This is a genomic window from Rhodococcus sp. IEGM 1409 (genome assembly GCF_030056735.1).
Taxonomy (GTDB): domain Bacteria; phylum Actinomycetota; class Actinomycetes; order Mycobacteriales; family Mycobacteriaceae; genus Rhodococcus_F.
This window is the reverse complement of the sequence record NZ_JASHKN010000003.1, coordinates 464,714-481,084: the sequence shown is the minus strand read 5'-3', so window position 1 is coordinate 481,084 and position 16,371 is coordinate 464,714. Positions and strand designations below refer to the sequence as shown.

Annotated in this window: 15 protein-coding genes; 7 read left to right on the top strand and 8 right to left on the bottom strand. The window is 63.6% G+C overall.

Going from position 1 to position 16,371, the window contains the following annotated elements; translation table 11 throughout:
• Positions 1–65: 65 nt before the first annotated feature.
• The 6 genes from QM716_RS12305 to QM716_RS12280 form a co-directional block, all read right to left on the bottom strand.
• The gene (locus QM716_RS12305; RefSeq protein WP_283304390.1) at positions 66–1,940 is read right to left on the bottom strand and encodes a peptidoglycan D,D-transpeptidase FtsI family protein; all 1,875 of its coding nucleotides are present in this window, start codon (positions 1,938–1,940) and stop codon (positions 66–68) included.
• Positions 1,937–2,581 (bottom strand): cell division protein FtsL, encoded by a 645-nt coding sequence (ftsL, locus tag QM716_RS12300; protein ID WP_283304389.1) that lies wholly within the window; start codon positions 2,579–2,581, stop codon positions 1,937–1,939. Before ftsL ends, QM716_RS12305 begins: the two co-directional genes overlap by 4 nt.
• Positions 2,578–3,591 carry a 16S rRNA (cytosine(1402)-N(4))-methyltransferase RsmH gene (gene rsmH / locus QM716_RS12295; protein WP_283304388.1) on the bottom strand — a complete coding sequence of 338 codons (1,014 nt, stop codon included), beginning with the start codon at positions 3,589–3,591 and terminating at the stop codon, positions 2,578–2,580. Before rsmH ends, ftsL begins: the two co-directional genes overlap by 4 nt.
• Positions 3,592–3,781: 190 nt before the next feature.
• Positions 3,782–4,213 carry a division/cell wall cluster transcriptional repressor MraZ gene (gene mraZ / locus QM716_RS12290; protein ID WP_003941779.1) on the bottom strand — a complete coding sequence of 144 codons (432 nt, stop codon included), beginning with the start codon at positions 4,211–4,213 and terminating at the stop codon, positions 3,782–3,784.
• Positions 4,214–4,837: 624 nt separating this feature from the next.
• The gene (locus tag QM716_RS12285; RefSeq protein WP_283304387.1) at positions 4,838–5,284 is read right to left on the bottom strand and encodes an SCO2097 family morphological protein; all 447 of its coding nucleotides are present in this window, start codon (positions 5,282–5,284) and stop codon (positions 4,838–4,840) included.
• A gap of 237 nt (positions 5,285–5,521) precedes the next feature.
• Positions 5,522–6,073 carry an SAV_6107 family HEPN domain-containing protein gene (locus QM716_RS12280; RefSeq protein ID WP_283304386.1) on the bottom strand — a complete coding sequence of 184 codons (552 nt, stop codon included), beginning with the start codon at positions 6,071–6,073 and terminating at the stop codon, positions 5,522–5,524.
• A gap of 147 nt (positions 6,074–6,220) precedes the next feature.
• Here QM716_RS12280 and QM716_RS12275 point away from each other — a divergent pair, with 147 nt between their 5' ends.
• The 3 genes from QM716_RS12275 to QM716_RS12265 are packed head-to-tail and all read left to right on the top strand — an operon-like array spanning position 6,221 to position 9,257.
• The gene (locus QM716_RS12275) at positions 6,221–6,826 is read left to right on the top strand and encodes a GNAT family N-acetyltransferase (protein ID WP_283304385.1); all 606 of its coding nucleotides are present in this window, start codon (positions 6,221–6,223) and stop codon (positions 6,824–6,826) included.
• A complete protein-coding gene (locus tag QM716_RS12270; protein WP_283304384.1) occupies positions 6,823–8,421 on the top strand; it encodes a phytoene desaturase family protein in 1,599 nt (532 codons plus the stop codon). Before QM716_RS12275 ends, QM716_RS12270 begins: the two co-directional genes overlap by 4 nt.
• A 56-nt stretch (positions 8,422–8,477) precedes the next feature.
• Complete coding sequence (locus tag QM716_RS12265) at positions 8,478–9,257, top strand: LppM family (lipo)protein (RefSeq protein WP_502942025.1); 780 nt, start codon at positions 8,478–8,480, stop codon at positions 9,255–9,257.
• 46 nt (positions 9,258–9,303) lie between these two features.
• Here the strand turns inward: QM716_RS12265 and QM716_RS12260 are convergent, their stop codons facing one another.
• A complete protein-coding gene (locus QM716_RS12260) occupies positions 9,304–10,293 on the bottom strand; it encodes a methylenetetrahydrofolate reductase (RefSeq protein ID WP_283304383.1) in 990 nt (329 codons plus the stop codon).
• A gap of 170 nt (positions 10,294–10,463) precedes the next feature.
• Between QM716_RS12260 and QM716_RS12255 the strand changes: the two genes are divergently transcribed.
• The 4 genes from QM716_RS12255 to QM716_RS12240 all read left to right on the top strand — a co-directional run bounded on the left by QM716_RS12255 (position 10,464) and on the right by QM716_RS12240 (position 15,826).
• A complete protein-coding gene (locus tag QM716_RS12255) occupies positions 10,464–11,603 on the top strand; it encodes a polyprenyl synthetase family protein (protein ID WP_283304382.1) in 1,140 nt (379 codons plus the stop codon).
• Positions 11,604–11,605: 2 nt separating this feature from the next.
• A complete protein-coding gene (crtI, locus tag QM716_RS12250; RefSeq protein ID WP_283304381.1) occupies positions 11,606–13,198 on the top strand; it encodes a phytoene desaturase family protein in 1,593 nt (530 codons plus the stop codon).
• A gap of 98 nt (positions 13,199–13,296) precedes the next feature.
• On the top strand, positions 13,297–14,865 hold the full coding sequence (locus tag QM716_RS12245; protein WP_283304380.1) for an alpha-(1->6)-mannopyranosyltransferase A: 1,569 nt from the start codon (positions 13,297–13,299) through the stop codon (positions 14,863–14,865).
• A 19-nt stretch (positions 14,866–14,884) separates the two neighbouring features.
• Positions 14,885–15,826: a phytoene/squalene synthase family protein gene (locus tag QM716_RS12240; protein WP_283304379.1), complete on the top strand. Its 942-nt coding sequence runs from the start codon at positions 14,885–14,887 to the stop codon at positions 15,824–15,826.
• A 20-nt stretch (positions 15,827–15,846) separates the two neighbouring features.
• On the opposite strand, the gene QM716_RS12235 is transcribed toward QM716_RS12240, so the two are convergent.
• Positions 15,847–16,215, bottom strand: a complete 369-nt coding sequence (locus QM716_RS12235; protein ID WP_141488829.1) for an Rv2175c family DNA-binding protein — start codon at positions 16,213–16,215, stop codon at positions 15,847–15,849.
• Positions 16,216–16,371 lie beyond the last annotated feature (156 nt).

The window sequence follows — 16,371 nt, the reverse complement described above, 5'->3', positions numbered from 1 at the left end:
GCGGCGTTTGAGATTACCGTGTCCGGGATTAACCAGAAGACCGTGTCGAACCCCACACCCCGCAATCAGTCCGCCTGCAACACCAACTTGCGACCGGGGTCCGGCGACATCGGAACACTGTCACGCTGCAACATCCACGAGGCAATGTTGTGGAACAACGGCGCTGCCGATTGACCGCCGCCGCCGTCCACGCCGCGAACCGGTGCGTCGAGCATGATTCCGATCACGAATCGAGGGTTGTCCGCGGGCGCGATTCCCGCGAAGGTGATCCAGTAGTTGGAGTTGGAGTAGCACTTGCACGCCGGATCCACCTGCTGCGCGGTGCCCGTCTTGCCGCTGACCTGATATCCCTCGATGCCCGCGGCAACACCGGTTCCCCGCTGGTTGCCGGTGTCTTCCTGCGTGACCGATCGGAACATGTCCCGAACCGTCGCGGCTGTCTGGGCGCTGACCACCTCGACGCCTTCGGGTTGCGGCGTCTCGGCCCGAGCGCCGGAAGAATCGACAGTCGACTTCACGATCCGCGGAGGAATTCGCACACCGTCGTTGGCAATAGCCTGGTACATCCCCGTCATCTGCAGGGTTGTCATCGACAGACCCTGCCCGATCGGCAAGTTCGCGAAGGTTCCGCCGGACCACTGGTCGCGGCTCGGCACGCTGCCCGCGCTCTCGCCGGGAAGTCCGACGTCGGTGCGTTGTCCGAGGCCGAACCTGTTCAGCATGTCTGCGTAGCGATCCTCGCCGACTCGCTGAGCGAGCATCAACGTGCCGACGTTCGAGGACTTTCCGAACACACCGGTAGAGGTGTACGGAGCCACACCGTGATCCCACGCATCCTTGACTGTGGCGCCGGCCATCGTGATGCTGCCCGGGACCTGCAGAACTTCGTCTGGAGTTGTCTTACCGTCCTCGATGGCCGCTGCTGCGGTGACGATCTTGTTCACCGATCCGGGTTCGAACGGTGTGCTGACCGACGGATTGCCCATTTCGACTGTCGGCGCGTTCTTGTCGATGCCGATCGCGGGGTTGAAGGTGCTGTCGTTGGACATGGCCAACACCTGCCCCGTCTTGGAATCCATGACCACAACCGAAGCGTTCTTTGCGCCCGACTTGTCCTTGGCGATCTGAACCTGCTGCTGAACGTAGAACTGGAGATCCGAATCGATGGTCAGTTCGATGCCCGATCCATTCACGGCCGGTTGCTTGTCACGCCAGCTACCGGGGATCACGGCCCCGTCGGAACCGCGGTCGTAGGTCTCGGACCCATCTGTGCCGGCGAGCGTGGAGTCCATCGAATCTTCGAGGCCGAGCAACCCGTGCCCGTCCCAACCTGTCGCGCCGACGAGATTCGCGGCCAAGGAACCGCCGGGGTACTCACGGATGTCCTGTCGCTCGAGGCCGACCTCCCGGAACTTGTCCGAGATCTCGGCTGCAACCGCCGGATCCACGCTGCGCGCGAGGTAGGTGAACGTCTCGTTGCTGTTCATCTTCTGAAGCAGATCTTTTTCCGGAACGGTATCGCCGAGTTCGGCGTGGATTCCGGCTGCGATCTCGGCGAGGCGATCACTGACGTCCGGTGCCACTTTGTCGCCCTCGGCGCCCTGCTCGATGCTCTTCGCACGCGCTTCCTCGAGCTCCTTGCGCACCCGCACCGGCTGGAAGGTCAGCGCTTTGGCTTCCATGGTGAACGCGAGGGGGTTTCCGTTGCGGTCGGTAATCGAGCCACGTACGGCCGGATCGACCTGCGTCGTGGTTCGTTGATTCGCGGACTCCGCGGCCAGACTCGGCGCATCAATGCCCTGAATCCACAAGAGCTGCAATGCCGCAACGGCGAGCGCACCACACATGGTGATACGACCGATCCGCTGACGAAACGGAAAGGAGGCAGTGGCCGAGCGGCGCGGACGCCGACCGGAGTTGTTACGGGAGTTCTGACTCACCGACGTTCCTCAGGCGGGGCAGGCACCGCCGTCGTGGTGGCGGGTGCTGTCGTCGTAGGGATCACAGGAACCAATTGTTCACTCTGCGCGAGATTTCGCGTGTTATTGGGAACGCTCGGCGTGGCTCCGGGAACAACCGGCGTCGTGGTGCGCGGTGGTGTCGAGGTCGGTGCGGGGACCGACGTGGGCGCATCGAGCGGCGGCATCGCTCCGGCAGTAGCGGGAGTCGGTGTTCCGACTACCTCGACCGAACCGTCCGGATGCACCACGAGGCGTGCAGGATCCTTTGCCGGGACCATGCCGAGAGCGCTGGCCTGATTTGCCAACTCCGGAGCCGAGTTACGCGACTGGAAGTCACGTTCGAGCGCTGCCTTCTGCTCGACCAAAGACTGGTTGTAGGCACGCGCATCACTGAGTTGGTACGAATCCTCGGCAGCGCGAGTGGTCAGCAACAGAGTCACCGCAAGACCGATCGACAAAAGTCCGATGACGGAGGCCACGAACGGTACTCGCCCCTTGAGCATCGCCCGAGGAGAGATCGACGGTCCGGCAGGAGCAGCAGTTCCGGTCCGACCGGCCGCCCGTGCGGTGCGCTTCTCGTATGCGCGTTGCGCTGCACCGGATTTGCCCTGACCACTCATGCTCGCCTCCTGGAAATGCGTTCTGCGGCACGCAAACGCACCGGAGCTGATCGTGGGTTCTCTTCGATTTCCTGCTCGGACGCACGTTCTGCGCCACGGGTGAGAATGCGGAACTCCGGGCCCATACCCGGCAACTCGACCGGCAGACCTTCAGGACTGGTGGACTTGGAGCGGGGAACCAACTCCGCCTTCACAACTCGATCCTCGAGCGACTGGTAGGACATGAACACCACTCGCCCACCGACTGCCAGTGCGTCGAGCCCGGCAGGCACCGCTGCACGAAGCGAGTCCAACTCGGCATTGACTTCGATCCGCAGCGCTTGGAAGGTGCGCTTGGCCGGGTGTCCACCGGTACGTCGCGTGGCTGCCGGGATTGTCCGGTACAGCAACTCGACCAGAGCTGCACTGGTGGTGAAAGGTTCACGCTCACGCTGCCGAAGGACCTCGGACGCAATCTTTCCGGCGAACCTCTCTTCGCCGTACGTGCTCAGAATGCGAGCAAGGTCGCCGTGGCTGTAGGTGTTGAGAACCTCTGCCGCGGTCAGCCCGACCGTCTGATCCATTCGCATGTCGAGAGGTGCGTCGATCGAGTACGCAAATCCTCTGTCGGCTTCGTCCAGCTGCATCGACGACACACCCAGATCGAAGAGGATCGCGTGAACCGCCTCCGTTGACGGCAGACCGGCCTGTTCGAGCGCGTCTTCGATCCCGTCATACGTGGTGTGCACGAACGTGGTTCGGTCCGCGAAGGGCGCCAGACGTTCGGAAGCGATACGGAGTGCATTGGTGTCGCGGTCGAGACCGATGAGATGAAGGCCCGGGTACTTGCCGAGGAAGAATTCGGAGTGGCCGCCGAGCCCCAACGTCGCGTCGATCATGTAGGCACCCGCACCACCGTCACCGACGGCTGTGATGGCAGGGCCGAGAAGATCAACGGCTCGATGCAGAAGTACGGGAACGTGTGCGAAGCCATCGGCATCCGAGGGTTCGTTCACCTCGTGATCCACCATGATTGCTCCGGCTCCTACTTTCATGATTTCCGATGACTTTTCGAAAAGTTGCTGACTTTCCGAGAAGGCGATGACTGTTCGAGAAGGCGAATGCTTCGAGGTCCCTGCCCGAACGAGAACCTGGCGCTGGGGAAGTGCGTCAGGGTCTTTCCGGGCAGAGGCCTCGCGGCATTCGCCGGGGGCTCTTCGCCTAGACGATCTCGCTGAGAGATTCGCCTGTTGCCTGCGAATAGTCCTCTTCGTTGTCTCCGAGATACCTCTCCCAGGCTGCTAGATCCCAGATCTCGAGGTAATCGACGGAGCCGGTCACTACGCATTCCTTCGACAGGTTTGCGTAACGCCGATGATCAGCCGAGAGGGTGATTCGCCCCTGGGCATCGGCGTGCTGTTCATCTGTGCCGGCGGCCAGGGCACGTACATACGCCCGAGCTGCCGGATCATTACGTGGAGCTGCCGCTGCCTTTCGAGCGAGCTTGACGAACTCGTCCCGAGGGTAGATGGCGAGGCTGTGATCTTGACTCTTGGTGATCATCAATCCTCCTGCCAGTTCGTCTCGGAACTTTGCCGGCAACGTGAGCCGACCTTTGTCGTCGAGCTTCGGCGTGAAGGTACCGAGGAACACTCGACACCTCCTGCGAGCTTGCGCTGAAACCCTCCCTATCGAGCGGATCGTGCTTCAGCTCTCCGCCCGAACCCACAGTACCCCACTTTCCCCCACAAACAAGGAGCACATGGTCCCTATTCAGCATCATTTGCTGAAAAATAGCAGGTCAGCACAGGTGGGGAGACGTGGGGGAAATTTACAACCGTGTCCCGGACCACACCGCAGTCGTATCGAGCCTTCACGCCACCATTTGTCGCTCCGCCAGACAAACTCGCAGTACAAGCAGGGTTTTCGAATAGACGTGAGCGGGACGAGGTCTGGTCGAGCGTTGCAGTTCGGCCAGAGTGGAGGAGAGTGGAGGGCCGGGTGGAGCGAAGTGGAGGAAGCCCGTAGGCATGCCCACGGGCAGCCGAGGTGGCGAGTGATTCGCTCGCGCGTCACTGATCCGCCAGTAACCCCGCCAGCGCACACGACAACACCCACACCAACGCATGTGGCGGTCGGCAACCTTGGTTGCCGACCGCCACACGTGTGGTCGTCCGTGCCCTGCAAAGGGCGTCACGTCCGAACTGCATCATGTCCGAACTGCATCACGCTCGAACTGCATCACTCTCGAAGTACGCCCGAAGAAGGGCGGGAGAGCTAGTCCTGCTCGAACCTGCGTTTGAATCGATCTTCCATCCGCGACGAGAATCCGCCGCCGGACTTCCGGCCGCGTCCCCGACCGGAACCACCGGCGGTACCCCTACCCGGCGGACCGGACGGATGATTGCCGCCTTCGGAAGCGGGGTCGGCAGCTGCTGCGGACTTACGTCCACCACCCCAGAGGAACAACACCCCTGCGCCGAACATGAACAAGAAACCGAACAGGCTGATGATCGGAAAACCGCCCGGCTTGAGCGGGAGGGCAACCCCCGCGATCAGCAGGACCAGACCCAGCACGAATAGAGCCGCTGCTTGGAATCGCCGCCTACTCGACGGCGCCCGCATACGGCCGCCCCTCACATTGGAGGCGAACTTGGGGTCTTCGGCATAAAGAGCGCTCTCGATCTGATCGAGCATGCGCTGCTCGTGCTCGGAGAGTGGCACGGTACCTCCCCCGGCACTGGAAGTTTGGCAACCACCTCACGGTGTGAGGCGGCGGGTAATCAACTTCGACGATTACCTGTTTTCATAATACGAGCAGTTTAGGTCTCGGACCACCAACTCCGGGTACGAGTTCCGCCACAAGCGTACGTATTCGTGCCGAAGGGCCCCGATTCGGCTCGATTTGCCCTCGCAGACCAGGAATTTCCCCGGAAACGACTGCCGGGACGGACCATTTGTTCACGACGCTTGCAAATGCGCGGACGTGTCCTGACCGATGAATTCTTCGACGGCTGTGAGAAAACGACCGACCTCGGCGAAAAATGCGTCGGAATCGGTGTCTGTGATCACGATCGACACACCGGTTTCCACGGCCGCACGCGTTGCGGACCACCCCGCGAAGAACTTCGACCACGCACCGAACGCGGGCGCTGCGGCGTCCATCAGGACCCACGCGTTTCCGGTTCGCCTACGCTTCGAACCGGCACCGGCAGGAGCTGCCGCCAACACTGCCCCGGCACCACGCAGCGCAGCCAGGTAAGCACACCGGAACCGGTCGGCAGGATCGCCCGCCCCTATCGCTTCTTCGAGAAGCGCATCCGCCTTCCGAAGCAGCCCCCACGCCACACCGGGCTTCCCCACTCGAGCAGTGCGGTGGCCAGTGGCCGTCGCACCGAACGACCGCCTCGCCGACATCGGCAATCGAGAGATTGCGGCCTCCGACGGACTCGACAATTCGGCAGGAAGAGTTCGTTCGGACTTCACACGTTCAGGCTTCACACGCTCGGACATCGGGGCACCTCCTGCACCGTAAGGATCCAAGACCAGGTGGGCCGGAGATGCCCGCTTCCCTTCGGGCATCTCCGGATCACCCACATCGAACATCTGTTCGACCTATTCAATATAACTGCACCCACCGACACGCCGTCAAGAGAAGAGGTGAGACCGGTCGACCCGCAGATCGCCTGGACACCACATACGGTCGACCTCGACCGCGAAGAATTCGCGAGTCGACTCCACGAGGCACTGACCGTGTACGTCACAGCGATGGACTATCCGCGAGGAACCGAGTTCCATCGCGCACCGATGTGGCAGGAGCATGCGAACCGGCCTGGCTGGAAAGCCGTCGGCGCATTGGCAGTTCCCCAACAACCGTCGCCGGAAAATCTGCCACTGGTGGGGATCGCCTACGGGTATCGCGGGAGCCCGGACCAGTGGTGGCATCAGCAGGTACTTCACGGGCTTCGGCGCTCGGGTCGCCCCCAGAGCGAGATCGATGCGATTCTGAGCGACTACTTCGAACTCACCGAACTTCACGTGCATCCGAACGGACAAGGTCACCGGTTGGGCGAATCGCTCTTGCGCCACCTCCTCGTCGATCGACCCGAACGCAGTGTTCTCTTGTCGACACCCGAGGTGTACGACGAGGACAACCGTGCCTGGCGGCTGTACCGTCGCCTCGGCTTTCGTGACGTGCTCCGCAGATTTCGTTTTGCCGGCGACAACCGACCGTTCGCGGTCCTCGGCCGCGGACTGCCGCTGTGAGCGCACTTCTCGACGCCGTCGTCGTCGGCTCCGGACACAACGCGCTCGTTTCGGCCGCCTACCTCGCACGCGAGGGTTGGTCGGTCGAGGTTCTGGAGAAGGACACGGTTCTCGGCGGCGCCGTCTCGACCGTCGAGCGATTTCCCGGCTACAAGGTGGACCGGGGGTCGTCGGCGCACCTCATGATCCGACACAGCGGCATCATCGAGGAACTCGGACTCGGCGCGCACGGGCTGCGCTACATCGACTGTGACCCGTGGGCGTTCGCGCCGCCCGCCCCGGGCACCGACGGGCCCGGCATCGTATTTCACCGCGACCTCGACGCAACCTGCCAGTCCATCGAACGAGCTTGCGGGACAAAGGACGCCGACTCGTATCGGCGGTTCGTCGCAGTCTGGTCGGAGCGCAGTCGACATGTCATGATAGCGTTTTCCGCGCCGCCCACCGGACCGAACCTTATCGGTGCGTTCGGAGGTCTCGCCGCCGCACGCGGCAACAGCGAACTGTCGCGGCAGTTCCTCGCACCCGGCGACGCACTGCTGGACGAGTATTTCGACAGCGAGGCACTCAAGGCTGCGTTGGCGTGGTTCGGCGCCCAGTCCGGGCCTCCCATGTCGGAACCGGGAACCGCTCCGATGGTCGGCTTCGCTGCCCTCATGCACGTCTTGCCTCCTGGGCGGGCAGTCGGCGGTAGCGGCGCGCTGAGTACTGCGTTGGCCTCCCGCATGGCTGTCGACGGCGCCGCCATCGCACTCGGTGACGGCGTGACGTCGATCCGCCGGAACCCGAATCACTGGACCGTCACGACCGAGAACGGTCGAGAAGTTCACGCTCGCAAGGTAATTGCCGGGTGCCACATCCTCACCACGCTCGAACTACTGGGCCGCGGCGGCTTCGACGGCGAGACGCTCGAACGATGGCGTCGCCGCATCAGGGTGGGCCCCGGCATCGGCGCGGTACTGCGACTGGCAACATCTGCGCTTCCGTCCTACCGCGGCGACGCCACGACGCAGGAAAGCACGTCGGGATTGCAATTGCTCGTTTCCGATCGCGCCCACTTGCGCACTGCACACGGCGCAGCGCTGGCGGGGGAACTTCCTCCTCGCCCGGCGGTTCTCGGAATGAGTTTCAGCGGAATCGATCCCACGATCTCCCCGGCCGGTCGACATCAGGTGACACTGTGGTCGCAGTGGCAACCGTATCGCCTCAGCGGACATCGTGATTGGGCGTCGGTCGCGGAGGCGGAGGCCGACCGAATCGTCGGCGAGATGGAGGCCTTCGCGCCCGGATTCGCCGACTCCATCCTCGACCGCTTCATTCAGACTCCCCGCGACATCGAGTCGGAATTGGGGATGATCGGCGGAAATGTCATGCACGTCGAGATGTCACTCGATCAGATGATGTTGTGGCGACCGCTTCCGGAACTGTCCGGACATCGCGTTCCGGGAGCAGACGGGTTGTATCTGACCGGTGCGTCGACGCATCCCGGTGGTGGTGTGTCCGGAGCCAGTGGTCGCAGTGCCGCTCGAATCGCACTGTCCGACAGTCGCCGGGGTGCGACTCGTCGTTGGATGCGTCGTTCGAGCAGGCCGTGAACTTCACCCGCCGACACGCCCCCGCCTCGATGACTGGCTACGCCGCGGCTGGCACGATGGCCAGTGTGCAACAGTCCACCGATCCTGCCGCCAAGCCGACCAGTCGGAAACGCTTCCTGACGGTTGCCGCGCTCGCCCTGATGTTGGTTCCCTTGCTGGCCGGGTGCATCCGCGTGCAGGTGTCGATGGGCGTGTCCGCGAACGATCGTGTGTCGGGTCAGGTGGTCGCCGCCGCGATACCTGCGGACGAGGCAGACAAGGGGCCGCAGCTGACCCCGCCGTCTTCACTGGAGGACAAAGTACGGGTCCAGGAGTACAAGAAGGACGGATACGTCGGCAGCCAGGCGTTCTTCAGCGATCTGTCTTTCGGTGACGTCGCCCAGCTGAGTTCGATGTACGCCGAGGGATCCGGCTCGTTCCAGATCACCCTCAAGCGCTCGGGAGACACCGTCACACTCGACGGCAAGGTAGACCTGAAGACGCTGCCGACCCAGGGCGCCGACGTCCAGGTCAGCATCGCATTCCCGGCACGGGTGGGCACCACGAACGGAACCCGGGACGGTGATTCGCGGGTGTCGTGGACGTTGCCTGCCGGTGAGGTGTCGACGATGCGCGCCGAGGTCAACTATGCGGACCCCAGCACTCGAAGCTTCGCCGGGTGGGCCGGCATCGTGGCCGGACTGACGCTCGGGGTCGCAATCGTCGTCGGTGCAATGGCCTGGTTGGCTCGCAATCGCGCACCGGTCAAGCCTGCACCCGCCGCGAAAGCACCGGCCATGAAGACACCAGTCACGAAACAAGGTGTCACGAAGGATCCGAAATACCCCCCGAAATAGCGCCCGGCGGTTCCCGCTCGATTGCTGTCGAGCGCCCCTCCGAAGGTCAGACGGCTTGCGCTGTCCCGACGGAGGTGTCAGGGGTGAGACCGAGGCGCCCCAGGACCTCACTCGTTGCACGCGCGAAGTTCAACGTGATGAAGTGCAGGCACGGAGCGCCTTCGGCGATCAACCGCTCACCCATCTCGGTGGCCAGATCGATGCCGAGTTCACGGACCGCTGCACGGTTCTCATCCGAACCGCTCCCGGCCGCGGCGTCGAATCGACGTTCGAGGGCGGGAGGCAGAGACGAGCCCGACAGTTCGAGCATGCGCCTCACCGAACGCAGCGAGGTCACCGGCATGATCTCCGGGATGATCGGCTTGGCGGCCTGTTCTGCGTCGTACGCACTCACCCGGTCACGAAGACGCAGGTAGTCCTCCACGTCGAAGAACATCTGCGTGATCGAGTACTCGGCGCCGGCACGCAGCTTCGACACCAGGTACTTCGTGTCGTATGCCAAGTCCGGAGCGCGGTAGTGGCCCTCGGGGAACGACGCGACACCGACGTGGAAGTCGCCCAGGTCACGGACCATCCGCACGAGTTCCTCGGCGTACTCGACGCCTTCGGGATGCTTCTTCCACTCGCCGAGCGGATCGCCGGGCGGATCGCCGCGCAATACGAGAATGTTGCTGATCCCACGATCGGCGTAGGCACCGACCATGGCACGAAGTTCTTCGGTGCTGTGCGACACCGCAGTCAGGTGAGCAACCGGCAGCAGGGTCGTCTCTTCGGCCAGTTCACCGGTGACACGCACCGTACGATCGCGCGTCGAGCCACCTGCGCCGTACGTCATCGAGACGAATGCCGGTCCGAGCCGCTCGAAGGTACGCACCGCACGCCACAAGCGCGCTTCGGCGTCGGCGTCGCGCGGCGGCGAAAACTCGACCGAGAACGGAATGCGGCTACCTGTCGAGGAAGCGATCCGATCGACGATCGACGGTGTTCGGGTAGCCCACCCCTCGCTGGAGCGGCCCCTGACTGGATCGAATGTCACCGGTCAAGCATATGTTTTCCAGCTGCAAACAAGCTCATCGCCCAGGACTGCGCATCCCGAATGTCAGGATCACGCAGTTCACGGCCCGAACCGCCGTTGATTCCAACCCCCACTAAGCTGGGCCCCAAGCTCGCTTCCGTGTAACCCTCCGGCGCGAGAACATACCGATCTTGGAGGCCACCCTGTCCGCAGGAACCGCGCGCGTTGGACAGAGTTCGACCAACACCGCACCGCATCCGACCTCACTCGAACTGCCAGGCATGTTCGAAGGAGCGCTCCGCGACTTCTTCGATTCACGCCGCGAACTCGTCTCGAACATCGGCGGTGGATACGAGAAGGCCGTCAGTACCCTCGAGGCCTTCGTCCTGCGCGGAGGAAAGCGCGTCCGGCCGTCGTTCGCCTGGACGGGATGGCTCGGCGCCGGAGGCGACCCGAACGGAAGCGACGCGGACGCGGTGATTCGTGCATGCGCGGCCCTCGAACTGGTGCAGGCCTGCGCGCTCGTCCACGACGACATCATCGACGCATCCACGACCAGGCGCGGCTTCCCGACCGTTCACGTCGAATTCGAGGACCAGCACAGAGGCGAGGAGTGGAGCGGCGACTCCGCGCACTTCGGCGAGGCCGTCGCTATTCTTCTCGGCGACCTGGCCTTGGCCTGGGCGGACGACATGATCCGAGAATCCGGGATCAGCCCCGAGGCGGCCGCACGAGTCAGCCCGGTCTGGTCGGCAATGCGCACCGAGGTGCTCGGTGGCCAGTTCCTCGACATCAGCAACGAAGCTCGCGGTGACGAGACCGTCGAGGCAGCCATGCGGGTCAACCGCTACAAAACCGCCGCGTACACGATCGAACGTCCACTGCACCTCGGCGCCGCTCTGTTCGGTGCAGACGCCGAGTTGATCGACGCGTACCGCACGTTCGGAACCGACATCGGCATCGCGTTCCAACTTCGCGACGACCTACTCGGAGTGTTCGGAGACCCGTCCGTCACAGGCAAACCGTCGGGCGACGATCTCATTGCCGGCAAACGGACAGTGCTGTTCGCGATGGCGCTTGCCCGCGCCGACGCCGCAGATCCGGCCGCAGCAGAACTGCTCCGCAACGGAATCGGCACCGATCTGACCGACACCGAGGTCGACACTCTGCGCCAGGTGATCACCGATCTCGGCGCCGTCACCGACGTCGAAACGCAGATCGACACCCTCGTCGAGGCAGCTGCGAACGCCCTCGACGCAAGCACGGCGACGGCAGAGTCCAAGGCTCGCCTGACCGACATGGCGATCGCCGCCACGAAGCGAAGCTACTGACCGTGGCAGACGTGCACCGCACTCGAACCGTCAGCTCGCCGACCGATCGAGTCGTGATCGTCGGCGCGGGACTTGCCGGACTGTCTGCGGGCTTGTATCTGCGGGGCGCCGGGCGCGACGTCACCATCCTCGAGAGCAACAGCTCGGTCGGCGGACGAGTCGGCGTCTACCAAGGCAGTGACTACAGCATCGACAACGGCGCCACAGTGCTCACGATGCCCGAACTCGTCGACGACGCCCTGGCCGCCGTCGGCGCCGACCCCGACTCGACGAACCCCAAATTCGTTGTGCACAAGCTCGATCCGACGTACCACGCGCGATTCGCGGACGGCACCGCTCTCGACGTTCACGCTGATCCCGAAGACATGGCTGCCGAAGTAGCCCGCGTCTGCGGGCCGGAAGAAGCGCAGCGATACCGCGCGCTGCGCCGATGGCTGAACCGAATCTTCGACGCCGAATTCGATCGCTTCATGGACGCCGACTTCGATTCTCCCCTCGGACTGGTCAGTTCGCGTGCCGCGGTCAAGGATCTGAGCCGTCTCGTCGCGCTGGGAGGATTCGGGAAATTGGGCGGGCAGGTGGATCGCAAGATCCGCGACCCTCGCCTTCGGCGGATCTTCACCTTCCAAGCGCTGTATGCGGGCGTTGCTCCGTCTCGTGCGCTCGCGGTGTACGGGGCGATCGCTCACATGGACACCTCGCTCGGCGTCTACTTCCCCGAGGGCGGAATGCACACGATCGCCGAGTCGATGGCCGACGCCTTCACCGAGGCCGGTGGAATTCTGCATCTCGGCCGCACTGTCGAACGCCTCGAAGTGAGCGATCGGCGCGTGCACGCCGTTCGCACAAGCGACGGTGAGCGCTTCCACTGTGACGCCGCTGTCCTCACCCCCGACATGGCCGTCACGGACTCGCTCCTGCGCCCGCATACCCGATTCCGCCCGCGCCCGGTGCGTACATCGCCGTCCGCGGTCGTGATTCACGGCACTGTTTCCTCTGCGGTCGCCGACGGATGGCCCGCGCAGCGACACCACATGATCGACTTCGGCGAGGCGTGGAAGCGAACCTTCGCCGAGATCACGGCACGCCGCGGCCGCGGGCAACTGATGAGTGATCCGTCACTGCTCGTCACCCGACCGGCACAGACCGATCCGCGTTTGGCCTTCTCGCGAGACGGCCGGATCCGTGAACCACTGTCAGTCCTCGCGCCCTGCCCGAATCTGGACAGTGCGCCGCTCGACTGGTCGGCTCTCGGCACGCCTTACGTCCGCGAAATTATCCTCACGCTGCAGGAACGCGGTTACACGGGACTGGTCGAGTCGTTCGAGATCGATCACGTCGACACACCGCAGACCTGGCTCGAGAAGGGCATGGCCGCGGGTAGCCCGTTCGCGGCGGCACACACCTTCACCCAAACGGGGCCGTTCCGACGCAAGAACCTCGCCCGCGGCTTCGACAACGTCGTTCTCGCCGGGTCGGGAACCGTTCCGGGGGTGGGAGTACCGACCGTTCTGCTGTCCGGACGGCTCGCTGCCGAACGTATTACCGGTACACGCGAGCGAGCCAGCGCGGTGGGCACTCGTGCGAGCAACTAAACTAGCCCCTCGTAACCGACCATTCATCCACGATTCACCGACTCGGGCGCTGCACGCGCCGATCGACACCGATCTCCTCGGGGGAGGAACCTGCACCGATGACGTCCTCTGCCGCAGCCACTGAAAGACCGTGGCACCTAAGGGCCGCCAATTTCCTTCGGACTCCCGAAGGTCACAGTGCACTGCTCGGTTTCTTCGGCGCAGTCATGATCACTTTCGGCGGGTTCGGTGCCGGTAGCGTTCGGCGTCAGGATCCGCTGCTCGAGTCGATGCATCTGTCCTGGCTACGTTTCGGACACGGATCGATCCTGTCGGCGGCAATCGTGTGGATCGGTGTTCTCTGCATGATCGGCGCCTGGGTTCGACTGGGCCGCTCGACTCTGCGCGGTGACGTCTCGTTGCGCGGTCTGCGCTACGTAGTCCCGGTCTGGACGTTTCCGCTGCTGTTCGCGGTTCCCATGTTCAGCCGTGACGCCTACTCCTACCTGGCACAAGGCGCCTTGTTGCGCAACGGCTTCGACCCGTACGCCGTCGGACCCGTCGTCAATCCGGGGATCCTGCTCGACAACGTCTCCAACGTGTGGACGACGACAACTACTCCATACGGTCCGGTTCACCTTCTCCTCGCCGACGCCATCGTTCGCCTGACCGGTGAGAACGTCATCGCAGGCACGATGCTGTTGCGGATCACGATGCTCCCCGGACTTGCCCTGATGATGTGGGCCGTCCCCCATCTCGCGACGAAGCTCGGCGGAAACACCTCGATCGCCCTGTGGCTCGCAGTACTCAATCCCCTCGTCCTGATCCACCTGATCGGCGGCGTTCACAACGAGATGCTCATGGTCGGCCTCATGGCCGCAGGCATCGCGCTCGCTCTCGAACGTAAGCATCTGTTCGGAATAGGGTTGATTGCACTCGCCGTCGCGATCAAGGCAACAGCGGGCGTTGCGCTCCCGTTCATCGTCTGGATCTGGATGATCCACGAGAGGGAGGATGCAGCGGCCGCCGGCCGCGAACCGGCGTCACCGATCCGGTCGTTCGTCAAGACGGCGGGTGCTGGTTTTGCCGTGTTCGTGGCAGTACTCGGATCCACCTCACTGATTGCCGGCGTCGGTCTCGGCTGGACGACGGCACTCTCGGGCTCGGCAAAGATCATCAACTGGCTCTCGCTGCCCACGATCGTGGCGCACATCGGAACCATGGCCACCTCCTGGTTCGCTGGTGACCATTTCAACGACATCCTCGAAGTGTCCCGGACCATCTCGGCGGTTGTGTTGATCGCGATCATCGCAGTCGTGTGGTGGCGCTACCGCAAGACCGAGCGCGACGCCGTCATGGGCATCGTGATCGTGATGGTCGCCATCGTCGTTCTCTCCCCCGCCGCACTCCCCTGGTACTACTCCTGGCCGCTGGCAGTAGCGGCCGGTTTTGCAATGTCGCCGACCACCCTCGCTGTCCTGACCGGCCTGTCCACCTGGCTCATGCTGGTGTTCCAGCCGGACGGATCCATCGGCCTGTACACCTTCCCGCATGTGGCTCTGGCCATCTTCGCCGCCGTGATCGCGGCGATGTCCTTGCAAACGGAAGACCCACTCCGACTTCGTGGTCGCCGTCATGAAAAACCGGTCGAAGTCTCTACACCAGCCTCGGCGACCTCGACGTCATGATCCGCGTGATCCACGGGTCATGAACGCACTGTCCGCGTCCTACGGATTCTGCGAGGGCGTGACGAAGAAACACGGCCGCACGTACTTTCTGGCCGCGCGGTTGCTACCCGAGCCACGACGCCGCGCAGTTCACGCACTCTACGCATTTGCTCGCGTCGTCGACGACGTCGTGGACGAACCGTCGGGAATGCATGAACGCGGCACCGTCCTCGCCGATGTCGAACGTGCGACGTTCACGGCGCTGGACGCCGCTGGAATACGTGACCTCCCGGCAACGATTCCCGCGGACCTGAACCGGGTACTTCCGGCCTTCGCCGACGCCGTGAAGATGTTCGACATTCCTCGTGCATATTTCGAAGCCTTCTTCGAGTCCATGCGGATGGACGCCCCCGACACGGCGAAGTTTCGACCGGTCTACAACACCATGGACGAGCTGGGCGAGTACATGTACGGCTCTGCCGTGGTGATCGGTTTGCAGATGCTGCCGATTCTCGGAGTGAGCGTTCCGCAGGAGGAAGCCGTAGTGCCCGCGTCGAATCTCGGTGAGGCGTTTCAGCTGACCAACTTCATCCGCGACGTCGGTGAAGACCTCGACCGAGGACGTCTGTATCTACCGGCAAGCGAGTTCGCCGCGTTCGGCGTCGACATCGAGATGCTCGAGTACGGTCGCAGAACCGGAACGGTGGACGTTCGCGTCAAGCGCGCACTGGCACACTTCATTGCCGTGACGCGAGGGCGGTATCGGTCTGCCGAATCCGGAATCCCGATGCTCGACCGGCGGGTCCAGCCGTCGATCCACACGGCTTTCGTGTTGTACGGAGCAATCCTCGATCAGGTCGAGCGCGCCGACTTCCGGATACTGCATCGACGAGTATCCGTTCCCGGACGCACGCGACTTCGGATCGCAGCGCCCGGTCTCGTCCGGTCGGCTACGTATGCGGCGAAAAACCGCATGGGGTGAGTTATCGGAAGGCCGGCACGTTAGAAGGCCATCGCCTGCGCGCGGCGGATGACCTCACGCGCGAGATCACCATGCAGTGCGTCTACCGGGCGACCAGGCAGGGAATCGTCGGCCAGGAACAACCAGCGAAGGATTTCTATGTCGGTGTAGCCGCCGTCGTACAACACCGCCAGGAGACCGGGCAGCCACTTGACGATCTGGCCGTCCTCCCCGAAGAACACTTCGGGAACACCGAGAACACCGTGACGCTTGACTGCGATGATCTTGTGATCGCGGAGCAACTGGTGAACCTTGCTCACCGGCAACCCGACGTTCTTCGCCACATCCACCAGCTGGAACAGGGAAACCGAAGAATCCAGGACATCATCACAATAAGGAATCGCGCTCACCGCGAGAAGTTTATCCGGTCCGGCGTGCCCGCTGTGTACCGCCCGGTGCAGTGCTCGAAACCGTCGCTCCGGTTCGGCCAGTACGCTCTGTGACGTTCTCGAGACTTCCACGTCGGTATCGCTGGCTACGATGGACGGGATGCGGCGTATCAGTAA